The sequence below is a fragment of the Bartonella sp. AU16XJBT genome, from assembly GCF_028618665.1.
GTDB lineage: Bacteria > Pseudomonadota > Alphaproteobacteria > Rhizobiales > Rhizobiaceae > Bartonella.
The window spans coordinates 129374-147181 of sequence record NZ_JAQITF010000001.1 but is presented as its reverse complement, the minus strand read 5'-3'; the positions used below and the strand labels follow the sequence as shown (position 1 = coordinate 147181).

Genomic DNA, 17808 nt, shown 5'->3' with positions numbered 1-17808 from the left:
AAAATGACCTAATTATTTTACATTTTTGTTTATGGTGTTTTTGAATAAGATCACTTTTCTTATAACAAACAGTTCCAAACAGAACACTATTACTATTGTGGTGCAAACTCATAAACTTGTTTTAAAGAAATATTTCTCAGTGTATGCTTGATCCTATTTCACAATACTGCTTGTGAAATAGGATAAAATTCATACTACCGATATTAATAAAGATATAAGTTGGCATTATCATTTTAGTTTCAGCTTCTCATGTTGCCGACAACCTTTGCGCTTGAAAGCGTAGAGGGATTTTTATTGCTTATCTTAAGCGTTTTTATGGATACGCCAATGCTTTTTATGACGTACAACAAGCTCTTTTGATTGTTTCATCATAAATATAAAGGAGAAATAAGCAAATGACATCGTATCTTTTATTTGAGATGAAAAATAAAATTATGATTACAAATCAATATATTAATATATATCAAAAGATATTTTTGTAAAAATATTTATCAGATTTATATCATATTTTTCTATTTAAGCGGTTAGAAAAAAGAGGAGTGTTCTTATAGCATATTGAAATCACAGTTTTAATCAGCAATAACGCTTTATATATATATAAACGCTTCAAGAAGTTAAGGTATTTGAGGAATATCATTTCTAGAGGTGAAGATAAAACAGAAAAGCTTGCTCTCAAGCAATCTACAACAGTAAAAAGTTTTATAATAAATCCTTTCTTATTTTTCACTCTTTTTCTTTTACATTGAGTATATCTATAGTTTACAGCACGCTTTTTGTAATTGGCATTTATCTCGTTGTGCTCATGGAAGACTGTCATTTGAGGTGTGGTGATAGTAAGGCGTGTAGCCTCTTTGACCAAGTGTTTTGAAAGCATTTTATGAATATTAAGGGTGGCGTTGTTCGTTGAGTCTTTTATAAGTGAATCAAGTTGTTATCGGGTGGAACGAATTCAATAAGAATCTGGATTATTTACAAATTAGATTGAGTAGGAATCTTTGTACTTTTAAGGTGTTAAGAGGAAAAAATTGTCAGCGTAGAGATAAATATGGATAAAGATAGCATCAATCTAGATTTCTCCTTCTTCGTAAAAATTTTTTCAAAACTTTATGGTATTCTCTCTTTTAGGATTTGTAAAACTTACGAATGTTTCATCACTTTCTTAAAAAGAGAAGAAGGTTTTTGATCTCAAGTTTCATGATTAAAAATCAGTTGTATTCAACAAAATAAAAGGGAAGGTTTTCATCTAAATCCAATAAGTTTATTCTCAATAAACCATAAATTCTTTGCTAATTCTTGATTGAAATAATACTTTTCTTTGGTAATTCCGTTTTTACAAATGGAGCGTTAGCTTCTATCCATTTTTTATTTTAAATCTTATTTAAAAGCTTAGAAATTAGGACGTATATTTTTTGAACTGGATATTATGAAGTTTTTTATAAAATCCATGTTCTTTTGCGAGTAATTCTTTCTGAGTCCCTTGTTCAACCAGTTGTCCATTTTGTATGAACACAATTTTATGAGCACGAGCAATCGTTGAAAGGCGATGAGCAATAATGATCGTTGTGCGTCCTTTGGTAAGGTGATGAATGGCTTCATTAATTTGTGCTTCGGTATGTGAATCGAGCGCGCTTGTTGCTTCATCAAGAATCAGAATTTCACTATCGTGAATCATTGCTCTAGCAATAGCGAGTCGTTGTTTTTGTCCCCCTGAAAGATTACAGCCATTATCGCCTATCTGAGTATCATAACCATTTGGCAAATTCATAATAAAGTCATGAGCATTTGCTGCTTTTGCTGCTGCGATAATTTCATCATCACGAGCGCCTTCTTTTCCAAGGCCAATATTATATTTAACGGTTCCTTGAAACAGAAAAGTATCTTGCCCTACATAGGCCATTAGGTTTCTCAGAGAACGAAAAGTTGTGTAGCGAATGTCTTGATCATTAATCAATATACGTCCTTTTGTGGGGTCATAAAGGCGCATAATAAGATTGATAAGGGTTGACTTTCCTGAACCAGACGGCCCCACCAATGCGGTCATTTTCCCGGCTTCTATTTCTAGATTGATGTCTTTCAATACCATTTTGTTATCAGTATATGCAAAAGAAACATGCTCGAAACGAATAGCTCCTTGCGTTTTATTCAGATCTTTAGCTTCTTTATGCTCTATAACTGTAAGGGGACGATCGAGTATTTCAAACATCGTACGGATATTGACCAAGCCAGATTCAATTTTAACACGGACATTTGCGAGTCTTTTTGCTGGTTCATAAGCTAAAAGTAAAGCAACAATAAAGGACATAAATTCACCTTGAACACCTGCGCGTTGGGTTGCAAGGTAACCGGAAAAGCAGATAATACCTGCAATGGCAACACCTGTGAGTGTTTCCATAATCGGATTAGTAATAGCTTCAAGTGTTGCAATATTGTTTGTTTGTTTTTCAACATCACAAATGGCTTTGTCCATCCTTTTTTTCATGACTTCTTCTAGTGAAAAAGCCTTGATGACTCGAATACCAATAGCCGTTTCCTGCACGATTTTTATAATTTCACCAAGTGAAAGAAGTTCTTTTTCCATAAGGCGACGAACGCGTTTTAAAGCCATTCGAACACCTAAAAAAGCCAGTGGTCCTAAGATTAAAGTGATGGAGATTAACACAAAGTTTTGAATGAACATGACAAGCAACAGACCACTAACAGAGAGCAAATCACGTACAAAAGTTGTGATAATCGTATCAATGATATTACGCACAGCCGTTGCATTATGGGTTACGCGAACAAGCAGATCAGATGACGTGTTATTATGATAAAAGGAGACACCTTGTTCCATAAGACGCGCATAAATTTTGCGTTGTTGTTCAGCAATGATACTGTTGCCTGCTTTGCTTAAAAAGTAAGTTTGGGCAAAAGTTGCAATCCCTTTAAGAATAAAGATAAAAGCAATGAAGCTAGAAATCAAAACGATCATAGCAAAATTCTGCGCATCAACAATATAATTAACAACATCACGCATAATCCACGCACTGGTTGCAGTTGTGCAAGAAATGATGATCATTGAGATAATAGCTGCACTGTACCAACGCGCATGTTTATGAAAATTTTCCCGCAAAAGGCGGATAATAAGATGTTTATCAAAAGAGGAAAGTTGTTTTTTGGCCATGAAGTGCTTCTATATTTTCTTGTTGTTTTATGCAAGATTGAGGCGCTCTTAATTAAAAAGCCTCTTAATCTTTTTTACAAAAAGAACCTTCTTCTTTCAATGTGCGTCATACTCTTTCATGCGACAGCACATCGTATAACGTAAAATCCTCTATAAATGGTTTTTGCATCACTCTTTCATTTATACTTTCATTTATATAGGTATCATCTAAGATATAAGCTGATACCATCACTCTATTGGCATTCGCATATTGCAACAATTCCCCCTGGTCGCTTGAAAACTTTCATAAGAGGATAATGATTTTTTCTATGCACATCATATCCCCTATGATGCGCAAGCGAATATTTTTGTTTGATTCCATATTGAGAAGATTTGGAATGAGAAAATCCTACGATATTCACTTAATTAAAAGGAGCAAAAATATAAATTATCATTATCAATTAATATGTTATTCTATTCTACTCCATGCAAAATATTGCGCAAGGAATTTTTCATGCTTTGAGTATTTAAAAATACATCATTTTCATCTTCATCCTATAACGTTGCGTATTCGCTTTATCCTATTATATTCAGAAGGTTAGATTAAAACCAATGGAATAAAAAAATTTAAAGGCTTTGGTAGTGAACCAACAAAATGATCTATCTTTAAAAGAGATAGTAGCTAAAGTTGCTTAGAAAGCTGGCAATAGAGTTGATAATAAGGGGAAATTTGTAATGAGGAGATGATATCTTATTTTGAAAAATAAGCACTGATTGTTCCCTGGATTATTGAATGCTGTTTGGTAAAGTGTTGTTATTAAGCACCCCCATCTTTACGCTTATGAAGGAACACAAGCTTGCACCATCACACACTTTGCCAGCTCGTGGGTGTTGCGACAGCCCTTGGCACTTGAGACTCTTCATAAGAGGCATTTTTACTCTTTTCTTGTACAGTTTTTATTCACACGCCTCTCTCCGCTTATGATGTGCAAGCAAGTAATTTTGATTGATTCAACATGAGAGAGATTTGAAATGAAAGAACCCTACGATATTCGAGACTCTTAATGAAAAACAATGAATATCTTTATAAATCAGTACGTTGCGATTGCAAGGAACAGATGAGGATGGTCGTGCTAATGGGCTTCATTATCTTTACGGTTATGAAAGTTCAAGCCAACACCATCATTCCTTTACCAGTTTCCCTATTGTTATAACTTTTGACATTTGAAATGGTTCACAAAAGACATTTCTACTTTTTTAATATTTTATGCATTATCTTTGTTTGTGATGTACAAGCAAATGATTTTTTGCTAGATTCTATAAATAAGAGAGCTCGAAATGAGAAGATCTTACGGTATTCGCACTGTCTCATTTAATATGCAAAATAACGAATTCTTTTTATAAATTGAGAAAGCATTATTAAACTCTTAAAAGGATTTATACAAATTTATAAAACCTTAAAAGCACCACAAAACTCACTGTGGCGCTTCTAGACGGTACTCATCCGCTCATTTTGACGAGTTGCACACAGATATTATTCCAATAAAAAACTATTTAGGCGCGATCACCATCATTATTTGCCGCCCTTCAAGTTTTGGCTCCAATTCAATCTTGGCAATTTCACTTGTATCTTCTTTCACACGCTGCAGAAGCTTTAATCCAAGATCTTGGTGAGCCATCTCACGACCACGAAAACGCAAAGTAATCTTTACTTTATCTCCATGATCAATAAAGCGATGAACAGCCTTCAGCTTGACTCCATAATCATGGACATCAACATTCGGGCGCATCTTAATCTCTTTGATTTCGATGACTTTTTGTTTTTTACGTGTTTCAGCGGCTTTTTTTTGAGTTTGATACTTTAATTTTCCCAAATCGATGATTTTACACACGGGCGGCTCTGCATTTGGTACAATTTCAACCAAATCAAGCCCCGCCTCTGCGGCCATAGCAAGAGCATCTTGTATTGCAACGACCCCCTGATGTTGTCCCGCATCATTGATAAGCTGAACATGAGGGACTCGAATATCCTTATTTGAACGTGGTCCGTCTTTTTGGGTAGGTGTCATTTTAAACGGTTTACGAATGGTTTATGCTCCTTAATTTTGATTCAACTAACAGCTAATTTAATATACAATTATGCGCATAAAAACAACTATAATTCGCGTCTTTTTCATTATTTGATTTGTTACTTTTTTAAGTGATTTGGTTTATAAAAGTTTTTCCCTTAATTTAAAGAAATTGTTTTATGGAGAAAAAGAATCATGAATCAAAATATTCCGTGCCAATTTTTTTCGTTTGAGGACACTGCTCTTGCAGTACGCTATCGCAAAGGACGCCACTCTCCAGGTTTGGTTTGGCTTCATGGCTATCAATCCGATATGTTGGGAAGTAAGGCGATGTTGGTTGATCAGTTTGCTCAAAAGAATGATTTATCTTGTTTACGTTTTGATTACTCTGGTCATGGGGAATCGGAAGGAGATTTTTTTCAAGGAACGATTTCACGTTGGGTGAGCGAAAGTTTAGCAACTTTTGAAACCTATTGTGAGGGACCGCAAATTTTGGTTGCTTCCTCTATGGGGGGGTGGATTGCACTAAAGCTTGCTATGATGCTAGCGCAGAAAAATAAGAAGCTTGCTGGTATGATATTAATTGCTCCAGCACCTGATTTTACAAAAACATTGGTGGAACCAGAATTAGGCCCAGAAGAATGGAAAATTTTGGAAGAAAAAGGCTATATTGAACGTCCTGCTGTTGGTGATGAGGAACCAATGCCCTTTACAAGAAAATTGATTGAAGATGGACGCGAAAATTGTGTCATGAAAGGATGCATTGATGTTGGGTGCCCAATTCATATTCTACAAGGGATGGAAGACGATAAGATACCCTATCAGCATACATTGACTTTACTTGATCATTTACCTCTTCATGACGTAACATTGACACTTGTGCGTGATGCCGATCACCGTTTTTCTCGTCCACAAGATTTAGATTGCTTCGAAACAGCCTTGAGATCTTTGATTAATCAGATTAATGCAAAATAAGGGGGCTATTTATTGATAATGAAGATAAATATATGAACATTTCTGAAAAGCATTTTATTTTTTCTGATCGTGCTATCCCTGTACGAATGCGGGAAAATAGGCACGCGCGCCGTCTTACCTTACGTATTGATGCCAGAAGCCAGGAGATTTGTGTAACAATACCACCAGCGATAAATCTCTATGCGGTTGAAAGTTTTATTGAAAAACATCGGTCTTGGATTGAGGCACGTCTTGCTCGTGTACAAATTTCTCATGAAAATGCTTATCTCAAAGAGGGAGCAACAATTCCCTTATTGGGTGTTTCTCATACCATAAAACATAGAGAAGGACGTGGGGTAACAGAAATTGTTACAGCAAATGCGGAGCAGGGGCCTGAAATTATTGTTTATGGTCAATTAGAATATCTCCCAAGACGCATTGCTGACGTTTTAAAAAAACAAGCAGCGCTTATTATAACACCTTTGGTGGCGCATTATGCTCATCAGGTAGAGCGTAAAGTCAAATCCATTTGTTATAAAGATACGAGAAGTCGTTGGGGATCTTGTTCAATTGATAAGCGTCTTTCTTTTTCTTGGCGCCTTATTATGGCACCAAAAGAAGTTGTTGAGTATGTTGTTGCCCATGAAGTTGCTCATCTTGTTGAAATGAATCATGGACCAAGATTTTGGGCTCTTTGTGAGAAACTTTGCCCTGATAGTAAAACATATCGTGCTTGGTTGAAAGAAAATGCTCAGAGACTGCACGCCATTAATTTTGATTCATATGAATTAGAGGTGTAAAAAAACTTGCAAATGAAAGCAATATTTAACGGAACTTTTTGTTGAATGTTTCGTTGTTTTGGTGCTTCGTCATGCATGATGAGGAAGCCATTGAAGCTCTCAGCACGATTGTCCTCCCCTGCTTGGTTTGCTGAGTGTCTTCAATGTTTTTGCTTTATCTTTTTTGTCATTCAGCGTAATAACCTTAAGTTCCGATGATTTATAACAAATAGGAAGGTTTTTTTATGCCTGTTCTTACAGATCCACTTCAGCTATTACAGGCACTTATTCGTTGTCCTTCTGTTACACCTCATGAAGCAGGGGCTTTATCAACTTTGGAACAATTTTTGAAAAAAATGGGATTTCATGTTGAACGCCCTATTTTTACGGATAAAAATACAGATAATATTGAAAATCTTTATGCGAAAATGGGAAGCGAAGGACCCCATCTTATGTTTGCGGGTCATACGGATGTTGTACCGCCAGGTGCATTGGAAGACTGGACCTATCCACCTTTTGAAGCTGTTATAGATCAGGGAAAATTATATGGGCGGGGTGCTGTTGATATGAAAGGCGGTATTGCTTGTTTTATTGCGGCTCTAGCACGAGTTCTTGGAAAACGGTCCATTAAAGGGAGGGTAAGCCTTTTAATTACTGGTGATGAAGAGGGGCCTGCTATTAATGGTACGGTAAAACTTCTCAAATGGGCAGAAAAAAAAGGCGAAAAATGGACTGCGGCTCTTGTGGGAGAACCAACAAGCGTAAAGACTGTTGGTGATGTTATCAAAATTGGACGACGCGGATCGATTTCTGGTATCATTACCGTGAAAGGTCGCCAAGGTCATGTTGCTTTTCCAGAGCGGGCTGCCAATCCTTTGCCTTTGGCGAGTAAACTTATTCAAGCATTGACACAAACTGCTTTAGATCAAGGAACAGAGAATTTTCAACCCAGTAATTTAGAGCTAACAACCATCGATACCGGTAATTTAGCGGTCAATGTTATTCCAGCACAGACAACGGTTCGTTTTAATATACGCTACAATGATCTTTGGACAAAAGAAACATTGATGGGGGAAATTGAAAAGCGTCTTTCTTTGGTGCAATCAAAAAATAACAGTGGTCAATATCCCTCTTATCAGCTTGAGTGGATTCCAAGTTTAGGGGATGTTTTTTTGACCAAAAATGATAAACTTATTCAAGCTTTATCCAATGCTATTAAAAGTGTAACAGGGAGTGTACCAGAATGTTCCACGTCTGGGGGAACTTCAGATGCGCGGTTTATTAAGGATTATTGCCCCGTGGTTGAATTTGGTTTACCAGGGCAAACGATGCATATGGTAGATGAATGTGTCGCCCTTGATGCAGTAGAAACGCTAACGGCTATTTATGAGCGTTTTATTGTTGATTTTTTTGCATAAAGAAATAATTGTTTGGTTCAATAATATCTTTATCTTGTTTTGCCGTAAAACCCTTTTGTTGCCATAAAACATTGTCATTTGAGGTGTGGTGATATAAAGCGCGACTTAGCTATATTAGGTGGTTTTAAAGTACAGCATTCTTAAGCTGGATTGTTGCTCGTAAAGTCTTCAGTTCAGTGGATCACATAAATGGAAAACCAAGTGAAACATGTTTTAAGAAGTAGGGCTGTTTACAGGATCGGATTAAGAATCTTGATTCTTTAAGGTGTAGGGCAGAAATTAACGCGCAATTCATATATGGAAAACAACGAACGTTAATATCACAATTGATATGATGATAGGTTAAAGCCATAAAGACACATAAGAATATGCTGCTTTTTTAAAAATTTTCTACAACATAAATGTGCTTATTTGTACTTTATGTTTTAATATTTTCCACACTCTTGTAAGAAATAATATATCATTGTAGTGTGCATTCACGTGCTTATTCTAAAGAAACGCTTTCAATGTTTGTTACATTCAACGGTGCTTATGGATAATGTAATATAAAATCTATAGGGCATCGCCTCTCTTTACGCTTATGAAAAAAGAGACCATCATAGACTTTTTAGCTCAAAATATTGCGATAGCTTTTGGCGTTTGAAATTGTTCATAAAAAGCATTTTATACCCTTTTTAATAGTTTTTATCCAAAAATTTTCCTACTTTTAGAGGGTAAGTGAATGGTTGTCATTAATGTATTATAAATAGTTTTTAAATGAAAAAATCTTACGATATTTTAGTCTCGCTTTTGCTATAAAAATGATAACTGTCATTAAAATCAATATGTTGTTATAAAAACTTTAGTTGGCAAGTTGGCTGATAATGTGGTCAAGAACAATACGTCCTTTGGTTGTCGCTTTTAAGCGTTGGTTATCAACCATTTCTACCAATTCTTGGTGTTGTAAATCGATAAGTTTTTCCATTGGGATACGTTTGGGGCTTAAGGTTTCATAGCGTGTAAGTTCTAAGCCTTCGCAAAGGCGTAACCCCATAAGGAGCATTTCATTTGCCTGTTGCTCAGAGGTTAATCGTTCTGTTTCAATACAGCCATGTCCTGTTGTTTCTACTAATTCTAGCCACTGTTCGGGATGCTTTTCATTGATTGTGACATAACGCTCACGGTTTTCAAGGTGTGATAAAGATGCCTTTGAAAAGGCGGAAGAATGATTTTGTACGTTTTCAATGAAACGTCCGTGTGCTCCTGGACCAAATCCTGCATATTGGTGATAACGCCAATAAAGAAGGTTGTGTGCTGATTCAGCACCAGGCATAGCATGGTTTGAGATTTCATAGGCAGGAAGTCCATACAGAGCTGTTATTTCTTGGGTAAGATGATACAGATCTGCTGCTAGCTCTGATGGGGGCAGGATAAGTCTTCCTGCATCATGAAGTCGTTTAAAGGCGGTTCCTTCTTCGATTGTCAATTGATAAAGAGAAAGATGATCCGCGGCCAAATCAATGGCTTGTACAAGTTCAGATTTCCATTGTTCAAGGGTTTGTTTGGGGCGAGCATAAATGAGATCAAAGGATAAGCGTGGAAAAATTTGTCGTGCTAAATCAATTGCGTAAAGAGCTTGTTCTACATTATGGAGTCGGCCAAGTTTGCGCAATGCTTTATCATTGAGCGCTTGTATCCCTAGAGATAAGCGATTAACACCTGCAGCACGGTATCCGCGAAAACGTCCTGCTTCCACACTGGATGGATTAGCTTCCAATGTAATTTCAACTTTATCATCAAATATCCACTTTCTTGCCAGTGCTTGCAAGAGGGCATCAACGGTTTGCGGCTCCATAAGAGAAGGAGTTCCCCCACCAATAAAAATACTCGTAATATGACGTGGACCTATTTTATTGTATTGCGTTTCTATTTCGCGTTCAAAGGCGGTGACAAAACGTGGTTGATCAATACCATGAATGCGAACATGTGAATTAAAGTCACAATAGGGACATTTCGCTGCACAAAAGGGCCAATGAATGTAAATGCCAAAAGGTTCATTCATGAGAATGCCAAAAGATTTTCTGCCAAAAGTTTAAAAGCCCGTGCGCGATGTGAAAGAGGGGGAATGTCATTGTGTTGCCAGCTGTGTTTTTGCTCTGTTGACATTTCTCCAAAGGTATTTTCATATCCATCTGGTAAAAAAATAGGATCAAAACCAAAGCCTTTATCTCCCCGTGGAGGCCAAATGAATGTTCCTTCAACGTATCCGTGGAAATAATCTGCGTGGTTATCAGGCCACGCAATGCAAATGACGGATATAAAACGGCATTTTCGTTGGCTTTTTTCTCGTGCTCCGATTTTTTGGAGTTCATCTTCTATTTTTTGCATCGCTTTTGGAAAATTACGTGTACCATCGGCTTGAATCGCCCAATCCGCGGTATAAACGCCTGGTGCACCATCCAATGCATCCACCTCTAAACCTGAATCATCAGAGAGAGCAGGAAGTCCTGTCTTTTTTGCTGCTGCAAAAGCTTTAATATAAGCATTTTCTTCAAATGTTGTTCCTGTTTCTTTTGGCTCTGGCAAACCAAGCTCTTTTGCTGATTGTATTATTAAACCGAAAGGTGCAACCAAAGTGGTGATTTCATGTAATTTGCCGGTGTTATGTGTAGCAATGACAAGTTTTTTATCTGCTATACTTCTCATATAGATTTCTCCAAAAATGAAAGGGGAACTATTTTTGTGCTAAAAAACAGCTTAAATGCTCATATACACACATTCTGCTTGATTTTACATGATAGGATTATTTTACACGTTTTATGATATTTTATTCAAATAAAATTTTTCGTATTTTGTGAAGATAACGATTAAAAAGACATGAGAGATGATTTTTTTATGGGAGCCTTTTTATGGTAAAAGTCCAATTTTCTACTCCCAGTGGTTTGTAAACAATCAAGCTTCTCTTGGTAAGCCTCTAAAGAAGATCAATGCCTGTCTTAAATATCCAATCACACACTCTAACTAAAAATACCTCATGCATAATTTATATTGCCTTATAACATCATTCTAAAAGATGGTGTTTTATGGCTCAATAGGGTAGTATATTTTTATACTACTTTAGATTATTTGACCAAGCCTTGGCAAAACTTATATAAGAGAAGAGTGTTTTTAAGTAGTGAAACAATTGTGATGAAGCACAAACCTATTGATAATGAACTAAAATATCTTGATGAGCGTTCGCGTGATATTTTCCGCCATATTGTTGAAGCCTATCTTAATGATGGTGAGCCTGTAGGGTCACGCAATCTTTCACGGCTTTTGCAACAGACATTATCACCTGCGACGATTCGCAATGTGATGAGTGATCTTGAACATCTCGGTTTGATTTATGCACCGCATGTTTCGGCAGGGCGAATGCCAACCCAATCGGGTTTACGCTTTTTTGTTGATGCATTTATGGAAGCGGGTGATTTGCCAAACGAGGAGAGAGAAAATATTGAAATGCAAGTCAAAGAGGCTGGTCATGCACAATCGGTTGAACATTTTCTTGTTCAAGCAAGCCGAGTTCTTTCAGATCTCTCCCGTGGGGCTGGGCTTGTTCTCGCAACAAAACAAGAAGGAACATTAAAACATATTGAATTTGTGCGTCTTGATAGGGAGCACGCTCTTGCTGTTTTAGTGACTCAACAAGGTGAGGTTGAAAATCGTATTGTTCATTTGCCAGAAGGGGTTACCCATGCACAATTGACAGAAGCAACGAATTTTCTCAATGCTCATATTCAAGGGCGTACATTGAGTGAAGCTAAAGGGGAAATTGCGCGTTTGTGCGCGGAAACGCGGGCTGCACTTGATGATTTATCACATCATCTTGTTGAAACGGGATTAGCTCTCCTAGGAGGAGAAGGCGCTGATCATAAAATACACCTCATTGTTCGTGGACGCAGTAATTTGCTTGAAGATGTGAAAGCAGAAGAAGATTTAGAACGGTTACGCCATTTGTTTGATGACCTTGAAACACGTGAGAGTATGGCACAGCTTCTCGATTTAACGGATGAAGGTTCAGGGGTTAGAATTTTTATTGGTTCAGAAAATAAGTTATTTTCACTTTCTGGTTCTTCTTTAGTCGTAGCACCTTATCGTGATTCACAACAAAGAGTTATTGGTGCTTTAGGCGTTATTGGTCCTACACGGCTTAATTATGCAAGGATTGTGCCCATGGTTGATTATACAGCTCAACTTGTATCACAGTTATTGCGTTAAAACGATGCAGGTAAGTATTTGTGCTATAAAAGCTCATTGTATTAATATACATCTATACCCCTTGATTTTTGTCTGTAAAATTTCGATATCGAGAATAACAAATCTTATGAAGGAATAGAATTTTTATGTCTGATGAAAAAAACAAATTTACTGATGCTTCATTTGAAAATTGCGATTTAAAAAATCCCGCTGATCGTAATACACTTAAACAAGCAGCTGATGAACTTTTAAAAACACATAAAACAGAAGTACATGGAGACGTTGAAAAAGAAAGTAATGAAGTTGATCCTTTAGCGTCTTTGCAGGATGAAAATAAAGAGCTGAGAGATCAACTTTTACGTCTTGCTGCAGATATGGAAAATCTTCGACGTCGTACTGCGCGTGATGTAGCGGATGCGAGGGCTTATTCCATTGCTAATTTTGCACGGGATATGTTGTCTGTTTCTGACAATCTCAATCGCGCTTTGGAAGCGATTCCAGAAGGTGCACGTGAAAGTGATGCTGGTTTGAAATCATTGGCAGAAGGTGTTGAAATGACTGAACGTGCCATGATGGCAGCATTAGAACGCCATGGGGTGCAGAAAATTTATCCAGATGGACAAAAATTTGATCCTCACTTTCATCAAGCGATGTTTGAAATTCCTAATACTGATGTCCCCGATAACACTGTTCAACAAGTTGTTCAGGCTGGTTATATTATCGGGGAAAGGGTGTTGCGCCCAGCTATAGTGGGTGTGGCCAAAGGAGGAACAAAAGAAACTTCTGTTGAAACTGATAAGGCTTCACATCAATAACAAGCTTCCAACGTAAAATGCAGCATTTCCTGCAATTTCGCATGTATGAGGTTTTTTCTCAAAGAGCTTTAAAGGGTGTTTGTAACACCCTTTTATCTTTGAAGTGGCCAACTCCCTTTTACAATATATGGTGCATCACTTGAGGGAGATGGGGATGAAAATAAGACAAAGTGATCGACCTCAAAAGGAGGAAATGAAAAATCACCCCGAGAGGACAGATAAGGAGGAAGATCTGCAGGTTTAGTATCAAGCAGTCGTGCAATAGTAATATGTGGAGTAAATTCTCTTTCATCAGGCGTTAGATCTAAATGGCTACGAATATATTGCATCTTTTCGTGTAAAAGATTGAGAGTTTCACAAAGTTCAATGCGAATAACAAGAGAATGTGGAGCGTTTTCTGAAACAAAAATGTCAAAGTCCTTCATTTGTAGCATAAAAGGAGGGAACTTTATTGTGTCAAAGGCGTGCATAAGTGCATCCGCTGTAGCACCTTCAATTTCACCGAAAAAAGACAAAGTAACGTGAAAATTTTGCGGATTAATCCACTGCGCATTTGGTAAGCCATTTTGCAAGGATACAAGTTGTTGTGTTGTTTGTTGGGGAATTTGAAGGGCACTAAATAAACGAGACATGGTTATCTCCTTAAAGTAAAAAATACCACTGCAAGCACAATGGTGGATAATAATAAAGATGAATACACCAATAAGGATAAGGCAATTGTGTAGAAAAATAATGTCTAAAAAATGTTTATTCTATAATTGTTGCATTGAGTTCATAAAGCTTATGAAATTAAAAAAAATATTTATCGGGATAATGAAACCATACTCATATGTGTTTTGTCGCGAAGATGTGTGGTAGAAGGTTATGTGTATTTTCTCTCTACAAATACAAAAAGTTTAGTTTAAGATAAAGAAAATTGAAAAATTCCTTATGATGTGATTAATTCTATATTTTTAAAGTAGTTTAAAATTCAGCTTATTCAGTAGGGATAAAAGTTTTTCTCTACTGTAAAGATCTCATCATAAATATTAATCATGATAACAGCCATAATACGCAACAACTATTTAAATTTGCCAAATAATGTTAAGAAAGGAAGAAAAAATTCTATATAATAGAATTATGACAAGAAGTTACATTTATAATAATTGTGTTAATCTACAGTGGATATGAATATTGGCACAAAAACGGGAAAAGTGATCAAAGTCTAAGATAACGATGGACAGTTCTTATTCTCTAAGAATTATCATCCTTATTTATGGTGAGAAAGCGCTAGTTTTCCTCTCCGAAGTTGTTATTGATGAGTTTTTCAAGAGCATTAAGAGCATCTGTTGCTTCTGGTCCTGAAACACGAATGATGAGGTTGCAACCGGATGAAGCAGCTAGCATCATAAGCCCCATAATTGATGACCCACCAACGATTTTTCCATCCTTTTCAACTTCAACAGTAGCGTTAAAATTGTCAACAGTTTGTACAAATTTTGCGGAAGCCCTTGCATGCAACCCACGTTTATTACAGATATTGAAATGACGGCTTATACATGGGGAGGTATCTTTGGAAAGCATTGGTATTGTATTATCCGCTATAAAATCATACTTGGTACGTTAATATATTTACGCCCAGCTTCTTGCGCTATTCTTAACGCGTCTGATAATGAGATATCAGGACATTTGCGAATAGAAATCAGTTTAATAAGCATGGGCAAATTAACCCCCGCAATCATTTCAACGCGTCCTTTTTCAATAGCAGGAATAGCTATATTTGATGGTGTTCCACCGAACACATCTGTTAATATGATGACGCCATGATCTGTATTTGTATCGGTTACTGCGGCTATAATATCACCTCGGCGCTGATCTATATCGTCATCGGGATAAACGCATATTGTTGCAAACTTTTCTTGTGTTCCAACAACATGTTCCACGGCATGTAAAAATTCAACAGCCAGCTCACCGTGCGTTACAAGCACGAGTCCAATCATTTACGCAAACTCCTGTTAACTAATAAGATCCGACCATATTGGTGGGAAAGATATTTTACAAGGCTTTGTCTTGCTGCCAAGAAAAATTTGCAAAAAAAAGGCAAAAATTGTTATTTTTTTATCTTTAGAAAAAAATTAGACAGGTTTACGCCATATTTTTCTGAACAAAAATGCTTCAATAGCTTGACAAATGGCTGTACAATCGGCTTCACGAAGAGAGGGAAGTTTTAAAAGAGGGATGTGCAAATCTTCAAATTGAAAAGTTTTATTTGTGGAAAAACGTTCATATTCAGGGCCGAGAAAAACAACGCAATCTATAGTTGTATTCTTTTGAAATTCCATCATATAAAGACCAACACCACGAATCTCGATACCGCCCTGTAAGTTGTCAGGTGTGTATCCGTGAAGTTTTCCATTTTTCGCACGTAGCATTGTATAATCATCACTGATAAGTTTTGCTTCACGTTTTGACCACTCAGCGCGGTCGAGCAGAGAGAGGGTGAGGGTTGATTTTCCTGATCCCGATGGACCTATAATTAACAGCCCCTGTCCACCCAGTTGAAGGCAATTTGCGTGGAGTATTTCACATTTTGTTTTCATACCTTTTACTTTGGATAAAAGATTTATTTAACGAGGGGAAGCATAATAATAAAACGTGCACCAGTTTTACATTTTCCAAGTTCCGGATCAATAATATTTTCGGCTGTAATTGTCCCATTATGGGCCTCAATGATTTGCCGGCTAATAGAAAGGCCAAGTCCAGAGTTTTGTCCAAAAGCATCTTCATTTGGTCGATCTGTATAAAAACGTTCAAAAATGCGTTCAATATTCTCTGAACGAATACCGGGTCCATTATCTTCAATGGTTAAAATAAGGGTTGAAGCATGACTTTTCATAGTAATGGAAATTTTGCCACAATTACGGGGAATAAAGGAACGTGCATTTTCAAGAAGATTTGAAATCACTTGCCCTAAACGGAGCTCATGTCCCAGCACAAGATAGGCTTTTCCATGAGGACGTGGGATAATATTAAGGCTTACATCGATGGTTTGCGCATTACGGTATACTTCCTGAACAGCATGAACAAGACTTTCCAAAAGTGGTGTCATATCAACGATCTCTGCGGTTTCTCGTGCAAGCTCTGCATCGAGACGCGATGCATCAGAAATATCTGTAATCAACCGATCAAGACGGCGCACATCATGTTGAATAATTTCAAGCAATTTCTCTTGTGCTTCTTCATTTTTAGCCAGAGGGAGGGTTTCAACAGCACTGCGTAGAGAAGTAAGGGGATTTTTTAATTCGTGGCTTACATCAGCAGCAAAGCGTTCGATGGCTTCAATACGCATATAAAGGGCATTGGTCATGTCACGAATAGAGGTTGAGAGATGACCAATTTCATCTTCACGCATTGAAAAATCAGGAATTTCTACACGCTGATTATTGCCATTACGTACTCGATTAGCAGAGGCAGATAATTTGCTTAAGGGATGGGCAATCGTATGGGCTAAAAAGAGCGAAAGAACCAAAAGTACGCTGCCTACAACGGCAAAGACTTTAAATATAACCAGTCTTTCGGCCTTTACAATGTTATCAATATCGGAGCCAGTGGTTGAAAGAAGAAGGGCGCCAACCACTGCGCGATAGCGTTGAACAGGAACGGCAACAGAAACAATGAGTTGACCTTGTCTGTTGCGTCTTTTGGCGGTAGCAAGAGATCCGTTTAATGCACGGTACACTTCTGGATAAGCAATACCACGGTTTTTTGTTTGTTCTCTATCAAGAGCAATACCTTTGCCATAAAATGTGTTTGAATACCATGAAGTAAAGCGATCCCACATGTTTTGTTCTGTTTTAAGTGGGGGTAAATCATAGCTAAAAACTTCACCACTAGAATAAAGAACCCGCGAATCAAGAAGTAAAGTAGCATCACGATCATAAATACGTGCTCTTGTCGTTTTAGGTGTGATAAGACGTCGTAAAAGAGGGGCAACTTGCTCAGGGTTAATGGGGAAATCCCAAGAGTCGGTTGATTGGGGGGCGGGTGTAACGCTTTCACCGGTCTGTAACTCCAAGAGTTTTTGGGGGTCAATAAGGATAGAATTTGTATCTACTGTTGCAGAAGCAGCAATAGCTCCAGCAATAATTTTCCCTTGGGTACATAAACTTTTAATTTTTGCTTCAATTAAACCATCGCGAAATTGGTTAAGGTATAAAATGCCTGTAACCAGAACGGCAAGGGCAGCAATGTTTAATATAACAATGCGGCGTGTGAGACTGGAAAAAAGCAACTGTCTAAAGAGACGTTGTGTTCGAAGATGCAGACGAGCAAACATAAGAAATGGCGTTGAGGATATACTGTTAAGGGCTGTTTTTTTAAGAGTTTCCAGTTGAGAATTGTCTGTCATCGATTTGATTGCCGTTCAAATTTTTGCGA

The 17808-nt window shown here is 37.2% G+C and carries 14 protein-coding genes; 5 read left to right on the top strand and 9 right to left on the bottom strand.

Features of this window, described 5'->3' with window-relative positions; genetic code table 11:
* Positions 1-1393 precede the first annotated feature (1393 nt).
* Both PVV66_RS00505 and infC read right to left on the bottom strand, forming a co-directional pair.
* Entirely contained in the window at positions 1394-3160 is a 1767-nt protein-coding gene (locus PVV66_RS00505) for an ABC transporter ATP-binding protein (protein WP_273717453.1), read from the bottom strand.
* Positions 3161-4689: 1529 nt separating this feature from the next.
* Positions 4690-5208: a translation initiation factor IF-3 gene (gene infC / locus PVV66_RS00500; RefSeq protein WP_273717454.1), complete on the bottom strand. Its 519-nt coding sequence runs from the start codon at positions 5206-5208 to the stop codon at positions 4690-4692.
* Positions 5209-5403: 195 nt separating this feature from the next.
* Between infC and PVV66_RS00495 the strand changes: the two genes are divergently transcribed.
* From PVV66_RS00495 to dapE, 3 genes are all read left to right on the top strand, one after another.
* A complete protein-coding gene (locus tag PVV66_RS00495; protein ID WP_273717455.1) occupies positions 5404-6183 on the top strand; it encodes a carboxylesterase in 780 nt (259 codons plus the stop codon).
* A 32-nt stretch (positions 6184-6215) separates the two neighbouring features.
* Complete coding sequence (locus PVV66_RS00490; RefSeq protein WP_273717456.1) at positions 6216-6962, top strand: M48 family metallopeptidase; 747 nt, start codon at positions 6216-6218, stop codon at positions 6960-6962.
* A gap of 224 nt (positions 6963-7186) precedes the next feature.
* Entirely contained in the window at positions 7187-8359 is a 1173-nt protein-coding gene (gene dapE, locus PVV66_RS00485) for a succinyl-diaminopimelate desuccinylase (protein WP_273717457.1), read from the top strand.
* An 841-nt stretch (positions 8360-9200) separates the two neighbouring features.
* Here the strand turns inward: dapE and hemW are convergent.
* Both hemW and rdgB read right to left on the bottom strand, forming a co-directional pair.
* A complete protein-coding gene (gene hemW / locus PVV66_RS00480) occupies positions 9201-10400 on the bottom strand; it encodes a radical SAM family heme chaperone HemW (protein ID WP_273717458.1) in 1200 nt (399 codons plus the stop codon).
* A complete protein-coding gene (gene rdgB, locus PVV66_RS00475) occupies positions 10397-11044 on the bottom strand; it encodes an RdgB/HAM1 family non-canonical purine NTP pyrophosphatase (RefSeq protein WP_273717459.1) in 648 nt (215 codons plus the stop codon). Before rdgB ends, hemW begins: the two co-directional genes overlap by 4 nt.
* Before the next feature lie 483 nt (positions 11045-11527).
* On the opposite strand from rdgB, the gene hrcA reads away from it, so the two are divergent.
* Both hrcA and grpE read left to right on the top strand, forming a co-directional pair.
* The gene (hrcA, locus tag PVV66_RS00470) at positions 11528-12598 is read left to right on the top strand and encodes a heat-inducible transcriptional repressor HrcA (RefSeq protein WP_273717460.1); all 1071 of its coding nucleotides are present in this window, start codon (positions 11528-11530) and stop codon (positions 12596-12598) included.
* 125 nt (positions 12599-12723) lie between these two features.
* The gene (gene grpE, locus PVV66_RS00465; RefSeq protein ID WP_273717461.1) at positions 12724-13392 is read left to right on the top strand and encodes a nucleotide exchange factor GrpE; all 669 of its coding nucleotides are present in this window, start codon (positions 12724-12726) and stop codon (positions 13390-13392) included.
* 92 nt (positions 13393-13484) lie between these two features.
* Here the strand turns inward: grpE and thpR are convergent, their stop codons facing one another.
* The 5 genes from thpR to PVV66_RS00440 form a co-directional block, all read right to left on the bottom strand.
* Entirely contained in the window at positions 13485-14024 is a 540-nt protein-coding gene (thpR, locus tag PVV66_RS00460; protein WP_273717462.1) for an RNA 2',3'-cyclic phosphodiesterase, read from the bottom strand.
* A 637-nt stretch (positions 14025-14661) separates the two neighbouring features.
* Positions 14662-14955, bottom strand: coding sequence for an HPr family phosphocarrier protein (locus PVV66_RS00455; RefSeq protein WP_273717463.1), 294 nt, complete (start codon positions 14953-14955; stop codon positions 14662-14664).
* Between the two features lie 17 nt (positions 14956-14972).
* On the bottom strand, positions 14973-15371 hold the full coding sequence (locus PVV66_RS00450) for a PTS sugar transporter subunit IIA (RefSeq protein ID WP_100129806.1): 399 nt from the start codon (positions 15369-15371) through the stop codon (positions 14973-14975).
* 135 nt (positions 15372-15506) lie between these two features.
* Positions 15507-15971, bottom strand: a complete 465-nt coding sequence (locus tag PVV66_RS00445; RefSeq protein WP_273717464.1) for an HPr kinase/phosphatase C-terminal domain-containing protein — start codon at positions 15969-15971, stop codon at positions 15507-15509.
* 23 nt (positions 15972-15994) lie between these two features.
* Positions 15995-17779, bottom strand: coding sequence for a sensor histidine kinase (locus tag PVV66_RS00440; protein WP_273717465.1), 1785 nt, complete (start codon positions 17777-17779; stop codon positions 15995-15997).
* Between the last annotated feature and the right edge of the window lie 29 nt (positions 17780-17808).